This window comes from Desulfofundulus thermobenzoicus (genome assembly GCF_009428905.1).
GTDB classification, from domain to species: domain Bacteria; phylum Bacillota; class Desulfotomaculia; order Desulfotomaculales; family Desulfovirgulaceae; genus Desulfofundulus_A; species Desulfofundulus_A thermobenzoicus.
Genome location: NZ_WHYR01000021.1, coordinates 1 through 22,396 on the forward strand (window position 1 = coordinate 1; position 22,396 = coordinate 22,396).

A 22,396-nucleotide genomic window follows, 5' to 3' on the forward strand; every position below is an offset into this window, starting at 1 on the left:
GAAGAGGGCCGGGTGGTGGGGGTGGAGTCGTCCCCGGTGCTGGCCGCCCTGGTGGAGCACGGCCTGGCCGGATACAGGGGCCGGGGTTCAGAGGACCTGGACCGGGCCAGGACCAGGGTGGAGGTGGTTTGCGCGGACCACTTTGAATACCTGCGCAGTATACCCCGGAACAGCTTTGACGTGGTTTATTTCGATCCCATGTTCCGCTGCCCTTTAAGGCTTTCCAGCGCCATGGAACCGGTGAGGGGGGTGGCCAACCCGCAGCCTTTGCGCAGGGAGGCACTGCAGGAAGCCCTGCGGGTGGCCCGCCGGCGGGTGGTAGTGAAGGAAACCCGGGAAAGCGGCGAATTTGCCCGGCTGGGCATCGGGAATGTCCAGGGGGGTAAGTACTCTCCGGTGGCCTACGGCGTACTGGTCAAGGAGGTGGGGTCCGGTGTTTGAGCCCCTACCCCTGCTGGCCATAGTCGGTCCCACGGCAGTGGGTAAAACCGCCGTGTCCGTGGAGGTGGCCCGTCGATTAAACGGGGAGATAGTCTCGGCCGATTCCATGCTCATTTACCGTTACCTGGACATTGGCACGGCCAAGCCTACCATGGCCGAACGCCGGGGCATCCCCCATCATATGATCGACATCATTGATCCCGATGAGCCGTACAGCGTAGCCCTGTACCAGGCGGCGGCCAGAAAGCACATCAACGAAATCTGGCAGCGGGGCAGGCTTCCCATGCTGGTGGGAGGCACCGGCCTTTTTGTCCGGTCCGTCGTCCGGCCCTATCATTTTACCGGCGCCGGGGTTGATCCCCTCTTCCGGGAACAGATGGCTGAAGAGGCCCGCCGGCAGGGCCCCCTGGCCCTGCACCGGCGGTTGGCCCGGGTGGACCCGGTTTCGGCGGAGCGCATCCATCCCCATAATATTAAACGGGTCATCCGGGCGCTGGAAGTATACCACCTGACCGGCCGGCCCATGTCCGCCGGCCTGGAGAATGAAGCCCGGGGACCGGTGTATAACCTGCTGTTCATTGGTTTGACCATGGATCGCCGGCAGTTGTACCGCCGCATAGAAGACCGGGTTGATGAAATGATGGCTGCGGGCCTGGTGGAGGAAGTAAAGGGCCTGTTGCACAGGGGATATCATGCCGGTTTGCAGTCCATGCAGGGGTTGGGTTACCGGGAGATGGTTTACTACCTGCGCGGCCTCTGTTCCCGGGAAGAAGCGGTAAGGTTATTGAAAAGAAACACCCGGCGCTTTGCCAAGCGGCAGTTTACCTGGTTTCGCCGGGAGCCGGACATTCAATGGATTGATGTGGGCCGCTCCGGAGGTTCGGAAAAAACCGCCGCAGAAATTGCAGCCCGGGCAGCAGGAGTCTTCCCATATGTGTCGAAGAGCTATTTAGAGAAAAAATTACCAACGGAGGGACCCGCCAGATGACCAAGCCGCAAATAAATTTACAGGATGCTTTTCTCAACCAGGTGCGTAAGGAAAACATTCCCGTGACCATTTTTCTGGTCAACGGTTTCCAGCTAAAGGGAGTGGTCCGGGGGTTCGACAACTTTACCGTCATCCTGGAAAGCGACGGCAAACAAATGATGGTTTATAAGCACGCCATTTCCACCATCAGTCCCATGCGCCCGGTGAATACCACCTTTTCTGAACCAAAGGTTTAAAGTGGTAGCTGGTCTCTCCGTTGGAGGGGCCTTTTTTCCTGGATAAATTCCCGGAAAACCCTGGCGGCGAAGCTGCCCGGCCATTCCGGCAGGTGGACCAGGTAGAGGAAACGGGTAAGATCCACCTTTTGCAGGCCTACCTGGCATACCCGGCCCAGGGCCAGGGGTTCGGCGGCGGCCAGGGCGGAGACCAGGCTGACCCCCAGGCCGGCCTGCACGGCGGTAATCACCGCCCGGGTGCTGCCCAGTTCCATCATCACCCGCGCTCCTTCCAGCGAATGGTTGTGCTCGGCCAGTTTTGCTTCCAGGGAGCGGCGGGTGCCCGAACCGGCCTCCCTTAAAATTAATGGCTGTTCCAGCAACTCCTCCAGGGTTACCGCTTCCCGGCCCGCCCAGGGGTGTTCCGGCCCCACGATCAGCACCAGCTGATCCTGGTGCCAGGGCAGGCATTCCAGCCCTTCCTCCCTGGCCGGCGCACCGGTTATCCCCAGGTCAATCTCCCTTTCCCGCACCCAGCGGATTACTTCGCCGCTGCCGGCTATGCGTAAAGCAACTTCCACTCCCGGATAAAGCTGGTGAAAGCGGCCGATGTACAGCGGCAAAAGATATTCCCCGGGAATGGTGCTGGCTCCCAGGTAGAGGTGCCCCTTGTGCAGGCCCTTTAGTTTGGCCATTCCTTCCATTATGTTCTGATAGTGGCGCAGCATTTGCCGGGCTTCGGGATAAAGAAGGCGGCCCGCTTCAGTCAATTCCACCCTTTTGTCCCCCCGGTAGAAAAGGGTGGTACCCAGGCTTTCCTCCAGGGATTTGATCTGAAAACTGACCGCCGGCTGGCTCATATAAAGCTGCCGGGCGGCCCGGGTAAAACTGCCCAACTCCGCCACCCATAAAAAAGCTTCCAGCTGTTTTAAATTCATCTCAATCCACCGCCATTATTTCCCTGGCCGCCGCCAGGACGGCCAGTTGCACATATTCTCTGGAAAGGCCCCCCTGCATGTATACGGTATAGGGTTCCCGCATGGGCGCGTCGGCGCTCAATTCAATGGAAGATCCTTGGACAAAGGTACCGGCCGCCATGATTACCGGGTCTTCGTATCCGGGCATGTCCACCGGTTCCGGCCGCACGTGGGCGTCCACCGGGGAAGCCCTTTGCAGCCCCCGGCAGAAGGCCAGGACCCTTTCCCGGCTCCCCAGTTCAATGGCCTGGATGATATCGGTGCGTTCCTCCTCCGGTGCCGGGGAAACATTAAAGCCCAGGCGCTGGAAAAAACGGGCGGCAAAGATGGCCCCTTTTAAGGCCTCGGCCACCACATGGGGGGCCAGGTAAAGACCCTGAAAGAGCAGGCGCTGGTAGTCGGGGGAGGGGCCCACTTCCGATCCCAGTCCCGGTGCCGTCAGACGGGCGGCCGCCATCTCCACATAGGGTTGCCTTCCCACCACATAACCGCCGCTGGGGGCCAGGCCTCCGCCCGGGTTTTTGATCAGGGAGCCGGCGGCCAGATCGGCCCCCACGGCTGCCGGTTCCATGGTTTCCACAAATTCGCCGTAACAGTTGTCCACAAAGACCACCAGGTCCGGCTTTCGTTTTTTCAACCAGTGAATAACCCGGCCCATTTCCTCCAGTGTCATGGATGGCCGCCGGCTGTATCCCCGGGAGCGTTGCAGTAGCACCATCCGGGTATTCTGGTTAATGGCCCGGCCGATTCCCGGCCAGTCCAGCTGTCCATCGGGAAGCAAGTCCACCTGGCGGTAGGTGACTCCCAGCTCTTTTAACGAACCCGGGGCACAGCCCCGGATGCCGATCATTTCCTCCAATGTATCGTAGGGTGCTCCCTGTACGGCCAGCAGTTCGTCCCCCGGACGTAGGATACCGAACAAACAGAGGGCAATGGCGTGGGTGCCGGTGACAATTTGACTGCGCACCAGGGCTGCTTCGGCATAAAACGCCCGGGCATACACCGCTTCCAGCGCTTCCCGCCCCCGGTCGCCGTAACCGTAACCGGTGGAGCCCTTCAGGTGAAAATCGCTGACCCGGGCCTGATGAAAGGCGGCCAGCACCCGGGCGTGATTCTCCCTGGCCCTTATTTCCACCTGCCGGTAGAGGGGCTGTACTTCTGCGTCCACTTCCGCCGCCAGGGCATTCAGGTTTGAAATAATCAATGGGGATCCCCTTCCACCCAATTAAACTTATTTTCTGCCGGTTTTGCATGGTGACCGGCGTTCAACCGTTGTTGGTGTTAAATACCATTAAATATTTCCCGGCAGGAAAAGTCGTAATCGAACTTATTTTAATTGCCGGTGGTTCACCATATCAGTACGGGGAACGACTACCGGTATGTTTGGTTTTCCGTTGCCGGGAAAGGCAAACTTACCGGTTTGACGGGTTGCTTTGCCGGGCCTGGAGCATATCTTCCCGGGTAATGGTCATCAGTTCCTCCCGGCTAACGTGTCCCCTGCGCACCAGGCGTACGGCCTGCTGGCGGATGGCCTGCTCGATCAGGTTGCGCACCAGGCGGGCGTTGCCGCTGTGGATGTGGTTGAGTCTGGTTTCCTCCAGGATCAGGCGCAGTTCATCCCTGGCTCCGGCGGATAACCGGTACTGTCGCTTTTGCAGCATCAGATCGGCAATGGCCAGCAGTTCGCCGGTGGTGTAATCGGGAAAGGTGATGTGAATGGGGAACCGGGAGCGCAGCCCCGGATTGGTTTCCACAAACCATTCCATTTCATGGCGGTAGCCGGCCAGGATGAGGATCAGGTTGTCCTTATGGTCTTCCATGCCTTTGACCAGGGCGTCGATGGCCTCCCGGCCGAAATCCTTTTCCCCGCCCCGGGCCAGGGAATAGGCTTCGTCGATAAACATGATGCCGCCCAGGGCCTTTTTTATTTGCTCCCTGGTTTTCTGGGCGGTGTGGCCGATATATTCCCCCACCAGATCGGCCCTTTCCACTTCCACCAGGTGACCTTTGGGTAAAACACCCATTTCCTTGAAGAGGCGGCCGATGATCCGGGCCACCGTGGTTTTCCCCGTGCCGGGATTGCCCTTGAAGATCATGTGCAATACCTGTGGTTCGGTGGCCAGTTTTTCTTTCTGCCGGCGGCGTTGAATTTCCACGAAAGCGTGGATCTCGCCCACCAGCTTCTTAACCCCCTGCAGGCCCACCAGCTGGTCCAGTTCCTTCATGATTTCCCGGATGTTTTTTTGCCCCTGGTCGTCGCCGGGCGGCAGATCCTTTTTCGGCTGTTTTTCCGCCGGCAGGTTCTGCCGGTTGAATTCCACCACCCGGTAACCGGGACCGGGCCTGAAGCTGATTCTGGCCAAGGGTGATCACCTCGCCGGCTGTGGCACTTATTAACATTATACGCCCGCCGGAAAGGATTCATTTCCCCTGTGAAGTGATTAATCAGAGGCGGCCGGTGATGGAGGCGGCCTTGTGGGCAGGTGTTGTTTTATGGGCAGATCTTCGTTATCGCACGGATTTCTCCTGCCGTCTACCGTTATTTTTCTTAAAGCAGGGGAGGGTTTACCCCTCCGGACAGCGAATATACACCAATAGTCCCAATGGTCTTAATTTTCCGGGGGAGAGATGGCTGTTTTGGGGACATACCGGCGCATTTTACCCCTGCGGGCCAGGCTGGCCATATTGTCCTTTGTTTCAGTGGTGCTGGCCATTCTGGTGGCCGTTGTCCTCATGGGGATGAAGATATCCCACCTGCTGGAGGAAGAAATGGGCATGCGTGCCCTGGCCATCGCCCGTACCCTGGCCCAGATGGAGTCCATACAGAACAATGTGGGTCGCCCCGGGGGTGCCGCCGTCATCCAGCCCATTGCGGAAAAGACCAGGCTGGCCACGGGGGTGGCTTATATTGTGGTGGTGGATATGAACCGGGTGCGTTATTCCCACCCGGTGGCCGAACGCATCGGGGGCCGGTTTACCGATCCGGACCTGGATCAGGCCCTGTCCGACCGGGAATATACCACCCGTACCGCCGGGGTGATGGGACCGGCTGTACGGGCCTTTTCGCCCATCAAGGTGGATGAGGGCACCAGGCAGGTGGGTGTGGTGGTGGTGGGCATTATCACCCCCACCTTTGGCGAGCTTTTCCGGGCCATTCAGGCACAGCTTTATCCTTCACTGGCTGTGGGATTGCTGGCTGCTTTACTGGGTTCCCTGTATCTGGCCAGCCGGATCAAAGGGGCCATGTTCAGCCTGGAGCCCGAGGAAATCGCCCGCATTCTGGAAGAGCGTACGGCCATGCTCCAGGCCATGGGCGATGGTATTATCGCCATCGACCGGGATGAACGCATTACTGTGCTTAATGAAGAAGCCAAGCGCCTACTGGGCGTGAAGGATGACATGGTGGGCCGCCCCATCCGGGAGGTGCTGGCCGACAGCTTTTTGCCCCGTGTTTTACGAACGGGACAACCGGAGTTCAACCAGGAGAGGGTTTTAAACAATACCATAATTATTGTCAACCGGGTGCCCGTACGGGTTAAAGGGAAAATTGTGGGCGCCCTGGCTTCCTTCCGGGACCGTACGGAGGTACACCGCCTGGCCGAGGAGCTGACCGGGGTCAAGTCCTTTGTGGAGGCACTGCGGGTGCAGAACCATGAGTATTTAAACCGCCTGCATACTATAGCCGGGTTAATCCAGCTGGACCGGTCACAGGAAGCCGTAGACTATATCTTTGCCGTTACCGAAGAACAGCAGGAACTGACCCGTTTATTAACCAAAAACGTTTGTGACTACAGTATTGCTGGATTGCTGCTGGGCAAATACAGCCGGGCCCGCGAGCTGAAGGTGGAACTGGCCATCGACCGCTCCAGCCGGCTTTCCCGTCTGCCCCCCCGTATGGATGCCGCCGCCCTGGGGGTGGTCCTGGGCAATCTCCTGGAAAACGCCCTGGACGCGGCCCGGGAAATGGAACCGGCCCGGCGGCAGGTGTATTTTGCCATGAGGGATGACCCGGAGGGCCTGGTGATGATGGTGCGGGATAGGGGACCGGGCATACCGGAGCATCTCCGGGAGCAGATTTTTAAACAGGGCTTTTCCACCAAGGGGAATGGGCGGGGCATTGGCCTGTATCTGGTGAAAAAACATGTGGATACGGCCGGAGGGGAGATTAACCTGCATTCCCGGGAGGGGGAAGGAACCACGGTGACGGTGCGTATACCTTATTCAGCCTGATCAATCCCGGAAAAGGGAAGGGGTGACTCTACCCGCTTAAATTAAGAAGTAACGTTGTCCAACCAGCTAGGAGGAATAACGGCCCGGCCGGGGGTGACCGCAGGACAGACACGAGGGGTGATTTTTCTTGGGCGATATCGGTGTACTCATTGTAGAAGATGATCCCATGGTGGTGGAGGTAAACCGGGGCTTTGTCAACGCCGTGCCCGGCTTTCAGGTGGTGGGGGTGGCCCGCACCGGCCGGGAGGCGGTGGAAATGGTGGTCCGTTTAAAACCGGCCCTGACCCTCCTGGATGTCTACCTGCCCGATATCAGTGGCTTAGAAGCCCTGCAGGAAATCCGCCGCCGGGGGTTGCCCACGGATGTATTGCTGGTCACTGCTGCCCAGGACGTGGAAACCATTCAAAACGCCTTCCGTTACGGAGCGGTGGATTACATTATCAAGCCTTTTAAATTTAACCGTTTGAAGACCGCCCTGGAGGGTTTCGCCCTTTTATACAGCCGGTTGAATAAGGATGACCGGCTGGAGCAGGACGATATCGACCGCCTGGCCCTGGGGTGGGCGCCGGTGGCGGCCGCGGAAACAACGGCCGCAAAGGAAGGGCAGGTTACTGGAAGTTCCCCCGGAAGGATACCGGGGGCCGCCGGCCAAAATGGACCGGAGGAAATGCCCAAAGGCTTAAACGAAGTGACATTAAAGCAGGTTTTACTTCATCTGATTAAAGACGGGGGTGCCCTTTCAGCCGAAGAGGTGGCCGCCGGTCTGGGCCTGGCCCGGGTGACCGCCCGCCGTTACCTGGAATACCTGGCCGCACTGGGTAAGGTCACCCTGGAACTGCAGTATGGTTCTGTAGGCCGTCCCATCAAAAGGTACAAAATTAAAGATCTGTGAACACAAAGACCAAAATTAACTTAATGACCATAATGTTGCCGTGGGTATGCCGGGAGGTTAAAATGAGGACAGGTTTTGAGAAAAGGAGTTCAATTTTGTGGGGCATAAGTTGGGAATTTTCATATAATTGAGATTGTTTTTCCGCGTTGGCTCCGTAATAAAGGGGGCTTCAAGGGTAGACATGACGGGCCGGGTCAGATGGATATTAATTCTAGCGGTATTGTTCCTCCTTACCACCGGTTGCGACCGGCGGGGACCCGACGGGGAGCAGGTGGATCCCCGGGAGAAGATCGTGATCAAGTTTTCCCATGTGGTGGCCGAGGACACACCCAAGGGGCAGGCGGCCCGGCGGTTTGCCCGGCTGGTGCAGGAACGTACCGGGGGCCGGGTGGAAGTACAGGTCTTTCCCAATTCGACCCTCTATAAGGACGGGGAGGAAATGGACGCCCTGCAGCAGGGGGCGGTCCAGATCATTGCCCCCACCACTTCCAAGCTCGGCAGCCTGGCCCCCCAGTGGCAGCTACTGGACCTGCCCTATCTTTTTCAGAACGAAGACGAGGTGCACCGGGCGCTGGACGGCGAAGTGGGCCAGAAGCTCTTTGCCGCTCTGGAAGCCCATAACGTTCATCCCCTGGCCTTCTGGGATAACGGATTCAAGCAGATGACCGGCAGCAAGGGACCCCTGGTTCATCCCCGGGATTTTGCCGGACAAACCTTTCGGGTGATGATCAACAGCCGGGTGCTGGAAGAACAATTTCGCTGCCTGGGCGCCCGGGCCACCGGCCTGCCCTTCAGTGATGTCTACGGCGCCCTGGCCAGCGGGCAGGTGGACGGCCAGGAAAACACCATGTCCAACATTTATTCCCAGCGTTTTTATGAGTATCAGCCCTACCTGACGGTGAGCAACCACGGCTACATAGGCTATGTGGTGCTGACCAGTGCCACCTTCTGGCGCTCCCTGCCGCCCGACATCCGCAGGATTATTGAGGAGACCATGGCCGAGGTAACCCTGTGGGAACGGGAGCAGGCGTCCCGTTTGAATGACGAAAACTTCCGGCAGATTAAGGAGTCGGGAAAAGTACAGGTACACATGCAGACGGCGGAGGAAAGGCGGGAGTGGCAGGAGGCACTGGAGCCCCTGTACAGGAATTTCAGGCCGGTAATCGGCGCCGATTTACTGGATGAGGTTTTCCGGTTAAAGGCCGCCCGTGCCCCGGGTTCCGGAAGAGAGCTTTCAGAATGACATAAACAGGTTCCCGGGTTTGCATTGGTGTCGTCGAGGTAAAAATGGAGAAGGGGGTGAGGAAACCAGCGCCAGTAGCAATAAACTTCAGAAGCGATTAAAGGTTGGCAATGTTCAAAAGGTTTGGATTTGACTGATTGCGGAAAACAATGGAGGAGGTCGAGCAATAATGAAAAAAATATTTTCTGTTGTACTGGTGGCCCTGCTGGCGGTGGGGTTAATGCTGGTGGCTTCCGGCTGTGGTGGCGGCGGCAGCAGCAGTCAGCAAGCTGGCGGGACGAAAACCATCACAGTCAAATTCTCCCACGTAGTGGCCGAGAGCACGCCGAAGGGACAGGCGGCTCTGAAATTCAAAGAACTGTTGGAGAGTAAGTCCAACGGCCAGTTCAAGGTGGAAGTTTACCCCTCTTCCCAGCTTTACGGTGACCCGGAAGAAATGGAAGCTTTATTAGCCAACAATGTACAGTTGATTGCTCCTTCGGCGACCAAGCTGGTGGGTTTAAACCCCGCCTTTCAGCTGGTGGATATGCCTTTTTTGTTCAAGAACGACCAGGCCGCCTACAATTTCTATGACGGAGAGTACGGGCAAAAATTAATGCATTCCCTGGAAAACAAGGGCATCCTGGGCCTGGCCTGGTGGCCCAACGGTTCCAAGCATTTCACCAACAGCAAACGGCCGCTGAAAAGACCGGCAGACTTCCAGGGCTTGAAGTTTCGCACCCAGAGCGGCGGCGTGCTGGACGACCAGTTCAAAGCCCTGGGGGCCGGTTCCCAGACCATAGCCTTTGGAGAAGTGTATCAGGCATTGCAGAACAAGACGGTGGACGGGACGGAGAATACCTTTAACAACATTGATACCCAAAAATACGCCGAAGTGCAGAAATACATGACCGTTTCCTACCACGGCCGTATAGATTATGTGGTGCTCACCAATACCAAGTTCTGGAACAGCCTGACCGAAGACCAGAAGAAGCTGTTTACCGAGTGTATGAATGAGGCCACCAAATATGAACGCAAACTGGCCGATGAACTGAACCAGAAGAGCTTTGAAAACTTGAAGAACAGCGGCAAAATGGAAATCTATACCCTTACAGATGCCGACCGGGAGGCCTTTGTCAAGGCCATGCAGCCGGTTTATGATAAGTATACCGATAAGATTGGCAAAGAATATATTGAAGCGGCCCGGAACAGCAAATAAATAGCCGGCAGGGGGACGGGACCCGTGAGTAGACCGGCCCGTCCCTCATTTGTCCCTCTCTTCGTCAAAATATGACAATACTAACACATAGACTTTGTATGCAGGGTTCTATATGCATAATAATGTGCCATTCTTGCCTGGGGAAAGTTTTCACGTCCCCGTATTTAGGGATGCGGACCATCTATCACTTTTATGAGGGGAGTTATGGTATGGACCGTTTTAAAAGGGCCTATAGAGCCTTTGAGGACTATTTTGCCGGCGGTTTGTTATTTACCGGCTTGACCCTGGTCTTTGTCAATGTTTGTCTGCGTTATATCTGGGGACGCCCCCAGTCGGTGCTGGATGAGTTTTCCGTCTATTTTGTGGTCTGGGGTACGCTTTGTGGTATTGCCGTGGCCTTAAGGGACGACCACCACATCAAGGTGGATATGGTCTTTAGGTTGCTGCCTTTGGGTATCAGGCGCTCGGTGAGTATACTGGCCCATTGCATTGGCCTGTCCTTTGCCCTGTTTTATACCTATTACGGTTATCAGCTGGTGGATAAGTATATCAAAATCGGCCAGCTGTCCATGAACAGCCAGTTTCCCCTGTGGATTGTCAACCTGGTCATGCCCATCAGCGGGGTAATGTTTACGGTTCGTTTCCTGGATCGCCTTTATTTCCACTTTAAGAATGGTGGAAAGGACTGGTTAGCCGCCCAACTCGGAAAGGAAAGGAGTGCCGCCGATGGCGACAGCGTTGCTTTTTAGTATTTTTGTATTGCTTTTTATAATCAATGTGCCTATTGCCATCAGCCTGGCGGTGGCCGCCCTGATTGTTCTGGCCACCACCACCGACTTCACCATGTATATGATTGTGCAGCGCATGTTTGCCGCGCTCCTTTCCCCGCCGCTGATGGCCATCCCGGCCTTTGTCTTTGCCGGGGTGCTTATGTCCCACGGGGGCATTGCTAAATATCTCATTGCCGCCCTGCGTTCCTGGTTCGGCCACCTGCCCGGCGGGCTCTCGGTGGTCACCATCCTGGCCTGCGCCTTTTTTGCCGCCATCTCCGGTTCCAGCCCGGCCACTGCGGCTGCTATCGGAGCGATCATGCTCCCGGCCATGCTCGACGGAGGCTATGATAAACGTTACGCCATGGGCTTGATTGCCGCCGGCGGCACCCTGGGTATTCTGATCCCTCCCAGTGTGACCATGGTGGTTTACGGGGTGACGGTGGAGGAATCCATCGGCAAGCTCTTTATGGGCGGGCTCTTGCCCGGTCTTTTGCTGGCTGCCATGCTCATTTTTTTTGCCATTGTCTACGCCAAAATAAAGGGATACGGATCGGCGGAGCGGGCTTCCTGGCAGGAGCGCTGGACCACCACCCTCAAGGCGCTGCCGGGCGCCTTTCTGCCCATCTTTATCCTGGGCAGTATTTATATGGGTGTGGTTACGCCCACTGAAGCAGCAGTACTGTCCGTTTTTTATACCATTATCGTATCGGCTTTTATTTACCGGGAGTTAAAGGTTGCCGACATCCGTAAAATATTCCGTGAATCCATTAACATCTCTTCGATGATCTTTTTAATCATTGCCGCGGCCATGGTCTTTGCCCTGTTTCTGACCGCCGAACAGGTGCCCAACCAGGTGGCCGAGTGGATTGCCGAAAGCAACTTGAATAAATACGCCTTCTTCTTTGCCACCAACCTGATGTTCTTTATCATGGGTACCTTCCTGGAGGCCGTTTCCATCACCCTGATCACCCTGCCTCTGTTACTACCCATGATCAAGGCGCTGAACATCGATTTAATCCACTTTGCCGTGGTCATGACGGTGAACATGGAGCTGGCCATGATTACCCCGCCGGTGGGCCTGAACCTCTTTGTGGTTTCGGCCATGGCCAAAGAACGTCTGGAAGAGGTAGTCCGGGGAGTGTTGCCTTTTATCCTGCTGCTAATCCTGGGGATGGTCATCTTTATCTTCTGGCCGGATATTTCCCTGTACATTCCCCGGGTATTGATGGAACGTTAGCCCCGGGTAGGGATGCGGGGAGGTGAAGGATTCCGACCGCTTCGCCGTACTGGCGGAACATTAGTCCTGGATAGGGGGGAAAAAGAATGGACGGTTTGTTCGCCACCCTCTGTGCCGCCCTGGGTCCCCTGGCTCGCCTGGCCGGGGGATATGCTACGGTGGTCCATCTGCCCAGCGGCAGGCATAAAACGGTGGATATGGCAGGCAAGGAGGCCCCCCATTATCCCCTGGAAAATTACGAAGGGCTGGCAGAGGCCAGAAAATGCGGTGGCCCCCTGTTGATTCCTTCCAGCAAGGAGCCGGGGGTGCTTAACTTCTTCCTGCCCCTGGGGGATTGCTTGCTGGTAGCAAACAATGCCGACCATGCCCGAAGAGAGGCCAGGCTGGAGGCCATCTTCCGGGAAGCCCTGCCTTTGATTGCCCGGGTGGCCGGGGGTGAGGCGGTGCTTTTTGATAGCCAGGGGATACGTTTTTTCAGTGTGGACCCGGATGGCGGGCAATCGGAAAAAGGGATGGGAGAACTCACCTATCTGGGCCGGCAGGCCATGGAACTGGGGCGGCCGGTAATCGGGCCGTCCCTGCTGGAAGAAGGTGCCATGGCCGTGCGCGTGCCGGTTACTGCCAGCTTTGGGATCGGCTTCAACAATGTCCTGGCGGTAAAACAAAAGAAAATACTGGCGGCCAACCAGCGTCAGGGTTATCCCCGTTATACCTTTACCGACATCATTGGTACCAGCCGGGCCATTCAGCAATGTATTCAGCAGGCCCGTCAGGTGGCTGTTACCAGTTCCACCGTATTGCTTTATGGGGAAACGGGCACCGGAAAGGAATTATTTGCCCAGTCCATCCACAATGCCAGCCAGCGGTCCGGTGGTCCCTTTGTGGCCATCAACTGCGGGGCCATTCCGGCCAGCCTGGTGGAAAGCCAGCTCTTCGGTTATGAAGCCGGGGCTTTTACCGGTGCCCGCAAGGAAGGTCAGCAGGGGGTATTTGAACAGGCCAGCGGCGGTACCCTTTTCCTGGACGAAATAAGCGAAATGGAGCTGGAAATGCAGTCCCGGTTATTGCGGGTACTGCAGGAAAGGGAAGTGGTGCGCATCGGGGGGAAAAAAACCATCCCCGTAGATGTGCGGATAATTGCTTCTACCAATAAGGATCTGTGGCAAATGGTAGTTGGCGGCAAGTTTCGCCAGGATTTATTTTATCGTCTCAATGTAGTGGACCTGCGCATCCCGCCCCTGCGGGAAAGGGTGGAGGACATCCCCCTGCTGGTCCGTCATTTTATCAAAGAATTTCGTAGCCATTTCGGAACCTTCGTTCGAGATATTTCCAACGAGGCGATGGAATACTTGATGCGTTACAGCTGGCCGGGTAATGTGCGCGAATTACAGAACTGCATTGAGCGGACCATGAACCTGGTTACCAACGAATTAATCCAGCCCGGGGATTTACCTGCTTTGATTAGAAACTGTGTCAACCCCTTGGCGGATAACCCGGCAAATGGGGCCGGTGTTACCGGGCTGGTTTTACCGCCGTACCGTATAGCTGTATCAGGCTCTTCCGGTGATCCGCTACCGGCCGGCTTTAACTGTGATGCTCAAGAAAAGATACAGGATACCTGTGAGTTGGAAGGGAATACCCGGTTGGCGGAACGGGCCGCCATCCTGCGGGCGCTGGAGGAAGTGGGCTACAACCGGCGGCGGGCTGCCCGCAGGCTGGGTATCAGCACCACCACCCTTTGGCGCAAAATGAAGCGGTTGGGGCTGCTGGACGGGGAAAACAGGGGTTCTGGTTCCGCTGCACGGGTAACCAAATGATGTGCGCCGTATTAATACCTGTTCCATACCCTTCCTTAAAGAGCCGGTTATTATTTTTATGTTAACTTGTCGGGTTCTTCCGGAAAAATTGTTATATGGAGGGAGTGAAGGATCCCGTTGGTCACTCTCAAACCCGCCATGGCCGGAGTAAGGGCCATGGCTTTCATATTTGCAATGATGTGCTTCCCCTTTATTGCAAAAATGAAATCAACCGGCGGGGGCCATCGCCCGGCGTTTCCCCAGGCTTCCGGGACCGATTCAATTTCAAATATGAAATTATTTTAAGTAAAGGAATTTGATTAAACTAAATCTAAACAATAACATTCCTTAAGAACTTGAGAGTCAAAAGTTCATCACTCAAACACTATATATAGCCATGATTTACGCTAAAGAACACTATATATTGTGTAACATTTGGAAAACTTTCGACGGTCCAGTTAAGAAGATAAACAAGAAGAAAGGATAAAAATACTTGTTTCGGCCCGAAATTCTGCCTTTTCTGCTTTTTCTGTTTATTTCGCCGCTTTTCTCCATCGTTTCTCACCTGCTCCAGGTACAGCTTTTGCTTATAACAGAAACAGAGGTGAGGTGAAATGACAAGACCACTGCGCAGTTTTCTCTTTGCTCCCGCCAGCGACTTACGCAAGGTGGATAAGGCCCTGTCCCTGGATGCCGATGCGGTGATCCTGGACCTGGAAGATGCCGTGGCGGTGTCCGAAAAGGTACGGGCACGGAGCCTGGTGCTGGATGTGCTGGGTCGTGCCGGCCGGGTAGGCATTTATGTGCGGGTTAACGGCGTGAATACCAGCTGGATCGTTGGCGATCTCATGGCGGTGGTGGGGAGCCGTCCGGCGGGCATCATGCTGCCCAAAGCCGAGAACGCCGAAGAGATCCGGCGGGTTGACTGGTTGATCGGTCAGCTGGAAGAGGAATACGGTTTGCCGCCCGGGGAAATGGAACTGGTTCCCCTGGTGGAAACGGCCCGGGGGGTGATGAACGCCTATGAGATTGCCGCCAGCTGTCCCCGGGTCAGGCGCCTGGCCTTCGGGGCCATTGATTATACCCTGGATATTGGTACATCCCTGACCGGTCAGGGTACGGAAATATTTTATGCCCGCTCCCAGCTGGTGGTGGCCAGCCGGGCGGCCGGCATTGCAGGGCCCATTGATACGGTTTACCCCCGCATCAAAGACGAGGAAGGTCTGGCCGCCGAATGCCGTCTGGTGCGCAGCCTGGGGTTTGCGGGCAAGCTGGTGATCCATCCGGCACAACTGGGGCCGGTGAATGATATTTTTGCCCCCACTCCTGGTGAAATAACTTATGCCCGGAAGGTGGTGCAGGCCTTTGATGAGGCTGAGGCCAGGGGGGTGGCGGCGGTGCAGCTGGAAGGCAAATTTATCGATTACCCCGTGGCGGCCTGGGCCAGGCGGATACTGGCTATAGCCCACTCCCTGGGGCTGGACGGAGAAAACGAGTCGCCAAAGTAGTCCAGCCTAAAGCGTGCCCGGGTATCCCCCGGGTTAAAGTCAAAAGCGAAAGGGCTGGTACACGGGCGTTTATAATGCAGGTGCCTGATCATTATGGGCTGCAGTTTAAGGAGGGGAAGATTATGGGCCGTTTACTGGAGCATCACAGCAAGCAGTTGTTAAAAGAAATGGGCATTGCCGTGCCGCTGAATGAAGTGGCCGGCAGCGAAACCGAAGCGGCGGAGGCCGCCCGCCGCATGGGCAAGCCGGTGGTAGTCAAGGCCCTGGTACCCGTGGGGAAGCGGGGTAAGGCGGGAGCCATCAAATTTGCCGAAACTCCGGAGGAAGCGGCTGGGAAAAGCAGGGAATTGCTGGGTATGACCGTACGGAATTTTCCCGTGGAAAAGGTCCTGGTGGAAGAAAAACTGGACATTGACCGGGAATGGTATCTTTCCATTACTTACGATAAAAGCAAACAGGTACCGGTAATCATAGCCAGCACCAGGGGCGGGGTGGATGTGGAAGAATTAAACCGTTCCTACCCCGATGAAATGGTTATTTGTCCCGTAGATCCCCTGACCGGTCTGGCCGGCTTTAAAGCCAGGGAAATCTGGGCGGACCTGGGGGTGGGGGGTAAACTCCTGGGTGCTGCCGGCACCTTGTTAAACAAACTCTACGCTGCCTTTGACCGTTATGATGCCTATCTCTTGGAGGTAAACCCGCTGGTGGTGACCACAGGAGGGGAGTTGGTAGCGGCAGCAACGGTGATGAGCGTGGACGACAGCGCCATATACCGTCAGCCCCGCCTGGCCGACATGGTTCAGCTGGGAAGCGAGCGTGCCTGGCGTCCCCTGACGGAACTGGAGAAGCAAATGGTGGAAGTGAATGAATCCGATCCCTACCGGGGTACGGCCCGCTATACGGAGATGCCCGGTGGGGATATCGGTTTTATGTGCGGGGGCGGCGGCGGCAGCCTGCTCTGTTTTGATACCCTGGTGGCTTTAGGAGGACGACCGGCCAATTATTCCGAGGTGGGGGGAAATCCCCCCGAGCCAAAGGTCTATGGCCTGACGAAGGGGATTCTTTCCAAACCCGGGGTCAGGGGATTGTTTGTGGCCCATAACATTACCAACAACACCCAGGTGGATGTGCTGGCCCGGGGAATCGTCCGGGCATTGCAGGATTTGCATATAGACCCGGCCACCTTCCCGGTGGTGGTAAGAGAAGCCGGGGTAAACGACGCCGTGGCCCGGGAGATCTTTACGGCAGCCGGGGTGGAGTATTATGGAGATGATATGACCATGACCGGGGCCTGTGCCCGGATGGTGGCCCGCATGAAGGAAGTCTATGGTGAAGGGAGGCAACAGTAAATGGGCATTTTAATCAATGGCCATTCCCGCATTGTTATTCAGGGCATTACCGGCCGGGAGGCCAGCATGGTCACCAAACACACCCTGGATTACGGCACCCGCATTCTGGCCGGGGTCACGCCGGGCAAGGGCGGCCAGGAGGTACACGGCGTGCCGGTATACGACACGTTAAAGGCGGCCTGCCGGGAACATGCCCTGGACACGTCGCTGATCTACGTGCCGCCGGCTTTTGTATACGACGCCGTGGCGGAGGCGGTGGCCAACGGGATCAAGCTAATACTCATCGCTACGGAAAACGTGCCTCAAAAGGATGCCGTAAAATTCTTAAACCTGGCCCGCCGGGCCGGGGTGCGGGTGATCGGTCCCAATTCCGTGGGCATGATCAATCCCGGGGAACGGGTAAAACTGGGGGCCATTGGTGGTGATAATGTGGAGCGCTGCTTTGTGCCCGGTCCGGTGGGGGTGATATCCAGAAGCGGCGGCATGACTGCGGAGACCTCCTGGATGGTCAAGCGGGCCGGTTACGGCGTGAGCACCAGCGTAAGCATCGGCGGTGATGCCCTCATCGGCAGCACCATTAAGGATCTGCTGGCTCTTTTTGAAGCCGACCCACAGACCCGGGCTGTGGTGACCTTTTCCGAACCGGGCACTGCCCAGGAGGAAGAAGCGGCGGCCTTTATTCAGGAAGGTGGTTTTACCAAGCCGCTGATTGCCTATATTGCCGGCCGCTTTACGGAGGAGATGCCCGAAGGCACAGTTTTCGGCCACGCGGCAGCCATTATTTCCGGCAATTACGGCCGTCCCTCCCTGAAGGCGGCCCGGCTGCGGGAGTCCGGTGCCCACGTGCTGGAAAACTTCGATGACCTGATTCCTGTTTTAAAACAGGTGCTGGGGTAGAAAAGGCCGGTTTTTGATGAAGCCGGCCGGCCCGGTTAGTCGTCAGTAATAATACGTCAAGTTATATTTTCTAACATCTGACAGCCGACGGCCGACATCTGAATTGCCATGTCATAAAGAAGGTGATTATGTGTTATCTGCTCAGCTGGCTGACTTTATTGGCCAATGTTGTTTTGATAACTTCCCCGAAACCACAGTACACATGGCCAAACTGGCTTTTCTGGACTGGTTGGGTTCGGCTGCCGCCGGGGGCGGGCAACCGCCTGCCTGCATGGCCCTGGCCGTGGTCCGGGGTCAGGGAGGTTCTTCCCAGGCCTCTCTGCTGGCCTGCGGGGAAAAAACTTCCTGTTTGCATGCGGCCCTGGCCAACGGCATTGCCTCCCATATCATTGAGCTGGATGATGTGCACCGGGCATCCATAATTCATGCCGGGGCGGCGGTAATGCCGGCCGCCCTGGCTGTGGCGGAGATGACGGGAGCCAGCGGACGGCAGCTTTTGGAGGCCATTGTGGCCGGTTATGAGGTGGCCATCCGCATTGGCGAGGCCGTTACCCCGTCCCACTATTATTTCTGGCACACCACCGGCACCTGTGGCACCTTCGGTGCGGCAGCGGCGGCCGGGAAACTGCTGGGTTTGGATAAAGAACAGCTGGTATGGGCTCTGGGCAATGCCGGTACCCAGGCCGCCGGATTGTGGGAATTTATTGCCGACGGGGCCATGTCCAAACACCTGCATCCCGGTAAAGCGGCCCAGAATGGCGTGCTGGCCGCCCTGCTGGCCAAAGAGGGTTTTACCGGCGCCACACGCATTCTGGAAGGGGAAAGGGGCTTTTGCCGGGCTACGGCCCCCCGGTTTGATCTGGACAAGATTACCGCCGGCCTGGGAAAACCACCTTTTAAAGTGGAGGAGAACTCCTTTAAGATTCACGCCTCCTGCCGGCATACCCACCCGGCGGTGGATGTGACCCTGGCCCTGGCCGCCCGCCACAAGCTCAAGCCCGCCGACATAGCGGCCATTACCGTCCGCACCTACCGCACGGCCCTGGATATTACGGCCAATCACCATCCGAAAACTGTTTATGCGGCCAAGTTCAGTTTGCCCTTCTGTGTGGCGCTGGCTTTGAAGGCGGGAAGTTGTGCCCTGGGGGACTTCAACCCGGAAAATCTGGGGGATGGGGAAATCCGGGAATTGATGTCCCGGGTCGCCCTGGTTCTGGACGATGCACTGGATGCCCTGCATCCCGCCCGCTGGCCGGCGGTGGTGGAAATAAAAACCGTCTCCGGTGATACCTGTCGGGAGCGCACTGATTTTCCCCGGGGGGATCCGGAGAACCCGGTAACCGTTGGCGAACTGGTGGCCAAGTTTCATGCCCTGGCCGGCGGTCCCTGGGGGGAAGGGAGGGCCCGGGCGCTGGCAGAGGCGGTATTAAACCTGGAAAGGGTGGAAAATGTGGCCACTTTATTTTAAATACGCCGGGTTGCAGTGCGATGGGGAATTCTCCTACCCGCAGTGATCCGGCAGACTGTCAGTTCAGCAGTGGGAGTGCCGGCAGGAGTCTGGCAGGAGGTGGGGAGCAGTGAAAGGATCTTTTGAATATTTGGAAAAAAGGGTTATCCGGCGGGGGCTCTGCACCGCCTGCGGGACCTGTGCCGGTGTCTGTCCGGCCCTGGCCATCGGTTGGACTTATGTGGATGACGAACCTCTGCCGGAATTAACGGGAGAATGTACCGGTTGCGGTGTCTGTACCGCGGTCTGTCCCGGGGAGGAGGTAAACATACCTGCCCTGGAACATTTTGTATTCGGCCGGGCAAGGGACGAAAGGGTTCCCGATCTGGGGCTGTACCGGGATGCCCGGGCCGCCTGGGCCGTTGACCGGGGCATCAGGGCAAAGGGTGCCGGCGGGGGGCTGGTTACGGCCCTGTTGATTTACGCCCTGGAAAAAGGGATTATTGATTGTGCCCTGGTGGCCGGCTTTCAACATAATCAGCCCTGGCGCACCGAACCCCGGTTAGCGGCAAGCAAAGATGAGCTGACGGCGGCGGCCCAGAGCAAATATGCCTGTGTGCCGGTGAACACCCTTTTAACCCGGGCTTACGAACAGGGATACCGGCGCATGGCCGTGGTGGGCCTGCCCTGTCACATCCACGGCTTGCGCAAAATGCAGTATTCCGGCCAGCCGGGTTCCCTGGTGCAGAGCCTGGTTTTCATGGTCGGGTTGTTCTGTGCTTCCCAGTTTTACTTTGAAGGTACCCGCCACCTGCTGGTGGAGCGTCTCGGGATAGAACTGGATGAGATCGCCGGCTTGAGCTACCGGGGCGGCCAGTGGCCCGGCCATCTGGTGGTGGAACTGCAGGACGGGCGGCGGCTGACCCTGGACCGCCACCAGTACATGTACCACCATTTGATGCCCGTCTTTAAGCGGGATCGCTGCGAGATGTGCGTGGACTGGTCAGCCGAACTGGCGGATCTGTCCGTGGGCGATTACTGGGATCCCCGGGCCGGGGCGAAAGAGACCCGGGGTACTTCTTCCTGCCTGGTGCGCACCCCCGTGGGTGAAGCAATAATGGCCGGGGCGGCAAAAGATGGCTATGTACAAACAATTTCCCTGGAAGCTTCCCGCCTGGCGGCCGGTGTGGGGTATGAACTGAAGAAGCACGGGGCTGCCTTCCGGTTAAAGCAGCGGCGCCGTTTTGGCTGGCCCGTGCCGGAATATCACCGGGAAACCGACTATACCCCCTTTGCCCGGGAACTGCACCTGGCGCCGGAAAGTAAAAACAGCTGAGGGTGGTAAGCCTTAGAACTTCTCCGGCAAAAACCCGGGTAATACTCCAGTATTTACCCTTTACTGAACGGGTCGGTGCTTAAAGGCTCTACCATTATGAAGTACTGCTTCATTTTCCTTTAAAATCTTATCGTTCCACGGTGGTTTCTTATTTGTAGCGCTTTGTATCAAGGAGGGGGTTTAAATATGCTTATCCACGAAGTGCTGGTGGTGGGCGGGGGGCTGGCCGGCCTGATGGCCGCCCTGACTGCTGCGCCAAAGGCCGATGTGGCCATATTAAGCAAGATATATCCCACCCGCTCCCACAGCGGGGCGGCCCAGGGGGGATTTAACGCCGCCCTGGGGGAGGATGACAGTGTGGAAGCCCATATTTTTGATACGGTCAAGGGGAGCGATTACCTGGGGGATCAGGATGCCATCGAAGTACTGTGTTCCGAAGGACCGGAAGTGATTCTGGAACTGGAACGGATGGGGGTACCCTGGACGCGCACAGCCGACGGCCGGGTGGCCCAGCGCTCCCTGGGCGGCGCCGGTTTTCCCCGGGCCTGTTTTGCCGCGGACTTTTCCGGCCATGTGGTGCTGCACACCCTTTACGAGCAGGTTCTGAAAAGAGGCCTGAAAATTTATCCCGAGTGGCACCTGGTGGCCTTGCTGGTGGAGGGTGGCCAGGTGGCCGGGGCGCTGGTATACGACCTGCCCCGGGCCAGGCTGGAAGTAATCCGCTGCAAAGTGGTCATCCTGGCCACGGGCGGGTACGGACGGGCCTTCGCCAAGACCACCAACGCCCACGCCAATACCGGGGACGGTATGGCCATTGCCTACCGGGCCGGGGCGGTCCTTTCGGATATGGAGTTCGTCCAGTTCCATCCCACCACCCTTTACGGCACCAACATCCTCATTTCCGAAGCGGCCCGGGGAGAGGGCGGGTACCTGCGCAATATTAACGGAGATCGTTTTATGGCTCAGTATGCACCCCAGAAGATGGAACTGGCTCCCCGGGATGTGGTTTCCCGGGCCATTTTTAAGGAAATTAAAGAAGGGCGGGGTATAAACGACCAGTATGTGCATCTGGATTTGACCCATCTGGGGGAAGGGCTGGTGGCGGAGCGGCTGCCCCAGGTGCGGGACCTTTCCATGCGCTATGCCGGGGTTGATCCGGCAAAGGCCCCCATGCCCATCGAGCCTGCCCAGCATTACAGCATGGGCGGGGTACGTACCGATACATGGGGCATGACCAGTTTGCCCGGTCTTCTGGCCGCCGGTGAAGTGGCCAATGTCAGCGTGCACGGGGCCAACCGGCTGGGGGGCAATTCCCTGCTGGAAACGGTGGTCTTCGGCCGGCGGGCCGGGCTGAAAGCTGCGGAACTGGCGCGACAGGAAGCCTGGCCGGCATTGTCACAGACTACCGTAAACCGGGCCAGACAATCCCTGGTGGCCATACTTGACGGCGGGGAACAGGGTGTGACGGAGGATACTACCTTTGCCATTCGCCGGGAGATGACCGGTATTATGACCGGTCAGGTGGGGGTATTCCGGGTGGGACACGAACTGGAAGATGCGGTTAAAGGGTTGGAAAGGCTGAAAGAACGTTATGGGAGGCTCAAGCCTCCAGGCGGGAGGCAGCCCTACAACTATGCCCTGATGGATTATCTCGAGGTGGGATACCTTTTAGATCTGTGCGAGATAATTGCCCGGGGGGCGCTGCGCCGCACCGAGAGCCGGGGTGCCCATTACCGTCTGGATTATCCCCGGCGGGACGATGAAAACTGGCTCTGCCACACCTTTGCCCGCTGCGGGGAAAAGGGTCCGGAATTCAGTGCCGGTCCGGTGAAGATTACCCGTTATGCGCCGCAGGAGAGGGGGTATTAA

At 57.3% G+C, this 22,396-nt stretch carries 19 protein-coding genes; 16 read left to right on the top strand and 3 right to left on the bottom strand.

Going from position 1 to position 22,396, the window contains the following annotated elements; translation table 11 throughout:
- The 3 genes from GFC01_RS08990 to hfq all read left to right on the top strand — a co-directional run.
- On the top strand, positions 1-441 hold a 441-nt coding region (locus GFC01_RS08990; protein WP_194174882.1), incomplete at its 5' end, for a class I SAM-dependent methyltransferase.
- Positions 434-1,429, top strand: a complete 996-nt coding sequence (miaA, locus tag GFC01_RS08995) for a tRNA (adenosine(37)-N6)-dimethylallyltransferase MiaA (protein ID WP_341473860.1) — start codon at positions 434-436, stop codon at positions 1,427-1,429. The genes GFC01_RS08990 and miaA, both read left to right, overlap by 8 nt.
- Positions 1,426-1,665: an RNA chaperone Hfq gene (gene hfq, locus GFC01_RS09000; RefSeq protein ID WP_152946428.1), complete on the top strand. Its 240-nt coding sequence runs from the start codon at positions 1,426-1,428 to the stop codon at positions 1,663-1,665. Before miaA ends, hfq begins: the two co-directional genes overlap by 4 nt.
- Here the strand turns inward: hfq and GFC01_RS09005 are convergent.
- From GFC01_RS09005 to spoVK, 3 genes are all read right to left on the bottom strand, one after another.
- Positions 1,662-2,582 (bottom strand): selenium metabolism-associated LysR family transcriptional regulator, encoded by a 921-nt coding sequence (locus GFC01_RS09005; RefSeq protein WP_152946430.1) that lies wholly within the window; start codon positions 2,580-2,582, stop codon positions 1,662-1,664. The genes hfq and GFC01_RS09005 overlap by 4 nt on opposite strands.
- 1 nt (position 2,583) lies before the next feature.
- Positions 2,584-3,825 carry a methionine gamma-lyase family protein gene (locus GFC01_RS09010; protein WP_152946432.1) on the bottom strand — a complete coding sequence of 414 codons (1,242 nt, stop codon included), beginning with the start codon at positions 3,823-3,825 and terminating at the stop codon, positions 2,584-2,586.
- Positions 3,826-4,033: 208 nt separating this feature from the next.
- Positions 4,034-4,891, bottom strand: a complete 858-nt coding sequence (gene spoVK, locus GFC01_RS09015; RefSeq protein WP_243137403.1) for a stage V sporulation protein K — start codon at positions 4,889-4,891, stop codon at positions 4,034-4,036.
- A 358-nt stretch (positions 4,892-5,249) separates the two neighbouring features.
- Here spoVK and GFC01_RS09020 point away from each other — a divergent pair, with 358 nt between their 5' ends.
- The 13 genes from GFC01_RS09020 (at position 5,250) to GFC01_RS09080 (ending at position 22,396) form a co-directional block, all read left to right on the top strand.
- Positions 5,250-6,851 (top strand): ATP-binding protein, encoded by a 1,602-nt coding sequence (locus tag GFC01_RS09020; protein WP_152946434.1) that lies wholly within the window; start codon positions 5,250-5,252, stop codon positions 6,849-6,851.
- Between the two features lie 127 nt (positions 6,852-6,978).
- The gene (locus tag GFC01_RS09025; protein WP_152946436.1) at positions 6,979-7,743 is read left to right on the top strand and encodes a response regulator; all 765 of its coding nucleotides are present in this window, start codon (positions 6,979-6,981) and stop codon (positions 7,741-7,743) included.
- A 181-nt stretch (positions 7,744-7,924) separates the two neighbouring features.
- On the top strand, positions 7,925-8,986 hold the full coding sequence (locus tag GFC01_RS09030; protein WP_152946438.1) for a TRAP transporter substrate-binding protein: 1,062 nt from the start codon (positions 7,925-7,927) through the stop codon (positions 8,984-8,986).
- 169 nt (positions 8,987-9,155) lie between these two features.
- Complete coding sequence (locus GFC01_RS09035) at positions 9,156-10,184, top strand: TRAP transporter substrate-binding protein (protein WP_152946440.1); 1,029 nt, start codon at positions 9,156-9,158, stop codon at positions 10,182-10,184.
- A 209-nt stretch (positions 10,185-10,393) separates the two neighbouring features.
- Positions 10,394-10,933: a TRAP transporter small permease gene (locus tag GFC01_RS09040; protein ID WP_152946442.1), complete on the top strand. Its 540-nt coding sequence runs from the start codon at positions 10,394-10,396 to the stop codon at positions 10,931-10,933.
- The gene (locus tag GFC01_RS09045; protein ID WP_152946444.1) at positions 10,911-12,194 is read left to right on the top strand and encodes a TRAP transporter large permease; all 1,284 of its coding nucleotides are present in this window, start codon (positions 10,911-10,913) and stop codon (positions 12,192-12,194) included. The genes GFC01_RS09040 and GFC01_RS09045 overlap by 23 nt, the downstream gene beginning before the upstream one ends.
- An 86-nt stretch (positions 12,195-12,280) precedes the next feature.
- On the top strand, positions 12,281-14,011 hold the full coding sequence (locus GFC01_RS09050) for a sigma-54 interaction domain-containing protein (protein ID WP_207707600.1): 1,731 nt from the start codon (positions 12,281-12,283) through the stop codon (positions 14,009-14,011).
- A gap of 593 nt (positions 14,012-14,604) precedes the next feature.
- The gene (locus tag GFC01_RS09055) at positions 14,605-15,498 is read left to right on the top strand and encodes an HpcH/HpaI aldolase/citrate lyase family protein (protein ID WP_152946446.1); all 894 of its coding nucleotides are present in this window, start codon (positions 14,605-14,607) and stop codon (positions 15,496-15,498) included.
- 122 nt (positions 15,499-15,620) lie between these two features.
- The gene (locus tag GFC01_RS09060; protein WP_152946448.1) at positions 15,621-16,847 is read left to right on the top strand and encodes a succinate--CoA ligase subunit beta; all 1,227 of its coding nucleotides are present in this window, start codon (positions 15,621-15,623) and stop codon (positions 16,845-16,847) included.
- Complete coding sequence (locus GFC01_RS09065) at positions 16,848-17,744, top strand: succinate--CoA ligase subunit alpha (RefSeq protein ID WP_152946449.1); 897 nt, start codon at positions 16,848-16,850, stop codon at positions 17,742-17,744.
- 130 nt (positions 17,745-17,874) lie between these two features.
- Entirely contained in the window at positions 17,875-19,212 is a 1,338-nt protein-coding gene (locus GFC01_RS09070; protein WP_341473861.1) for an MmgE/PrpD family protein, read from the top strand.
- Positions 19,213-19,321: 109 nt separating this feature from the next.
- On the top strand, positions 19,322-20,527 hold the full coding sequence (locus tag GFC01_RS09075) for a Coenzyme F420 hydrogenase/dehydrogenase, beta subunit C-terminal domain (RefSeq protein ID WP_341473862.1): 1,206 nt from the start codon (positions 19,322-19,324) through the stop codon (positions 20,525-20,527).
- Positions 20,528-20,713: 186 nt separating this feature from the next.
- Positions 20,714-22,396 carry an FAD-binding protein gene (locus tag GFC01_RS09080; RefSeq protein WP_152946455.1) on the top strand — a complete coding sequence of 561 codons (1,683 nt, stop codon included), beginning with the start codon at positions 20,714-20,716 and terminating at the stop codon, positions 22,394-22,396.

Excerpts from the sequence above, each read along its gene's own strand:
- GFC01_RS09020 (WP_152946434.1), top strand. The coding sequence starts at position 5,250 with ATGGCTGTTTTGGGGACATACCGGCGCATTTTACCCCTGCGGGCCAGG.
- GFC01_RS09030 (WP_152946438.1), top strand. The coding sequence starts at position 7,925 with ATGACGGGCCGGGTCAGATGGATATTAATTCTAGCGGTATTGTTCCTC.
- GFC01_RS09050 (WP_207707600.1), top strand. The coding sequence starts at position 12,281 with ATGGACGGTTTGTTCGCCACCCTCTGTGCCGCCCTGGGTCCCCTGGCT.
- GFC01_RS09055 (WP_152946446.1), top strand. The coding sequence starts at position 14,605 with ATGACAAGACCACTGCGCAGTTTTCTCTTTGCTCCCGCCAGCGACTTA.
- GFC01_RS09060 (WP_152946448.1), top strand. The coding sequence starts at position 15,621 with ATGGGCCGTTTACTGGAGCATCACAGCAAGCAGTTGTTAAAAGAAATG.
- GFC01_RS09035 (WP_152946440.1), top strand. The coding sequence starts at position 9,156 with ATGAAAAAAATATTTTCTGTTGTACTGGTGGCCCTGCTGGCGGTGGGG.
- GFC01_RS09040 (WP_152946442.1), top strand. The coding sequence starts at position 10,394 with ATGGACCGTTTTAAAAGGGCCTATAGAGCCTTTGAGGACTATTTTGCC.
- GFC01_RS09065 (WP_152946449.1), top strand. The coding sequence starts at position 16,848 with ATGGGCATTTTAATCAATGGCCATTCCCGCATTGTTATTCAGGGCATT.
- GFC01_RS09045 (WP_152946444.1), top strand. The coding sequence starts at position 10,911 with ATGGCGACAGCGTTGCTTTTTAGTATTTTTGTATTGCTTTTTATAATC.
- GFC01_RS09080 (WP_152946455.1), top strand. The coding sequence starts at position 20,714 with ATGCTTATCCACGAAGTGCTGGTGGTGGGCGGGGGGCTGGCCGGCCTG.
- hfq (WP_152946428.1), top strand. The coding sequence starts at position 1,426 with ATGACCAAGCCGCAAATAAATTTACAGGATGCTTTTCTCAACCAGGTG.
- GFC01_RS09005 (WP_152946430.1), bottom strand. The coding sequence starts at position 2,582 with ATGAATTTAAAACAGCTGGAAGCTTTTTTATGGGTGGCGGAGTTGGGC.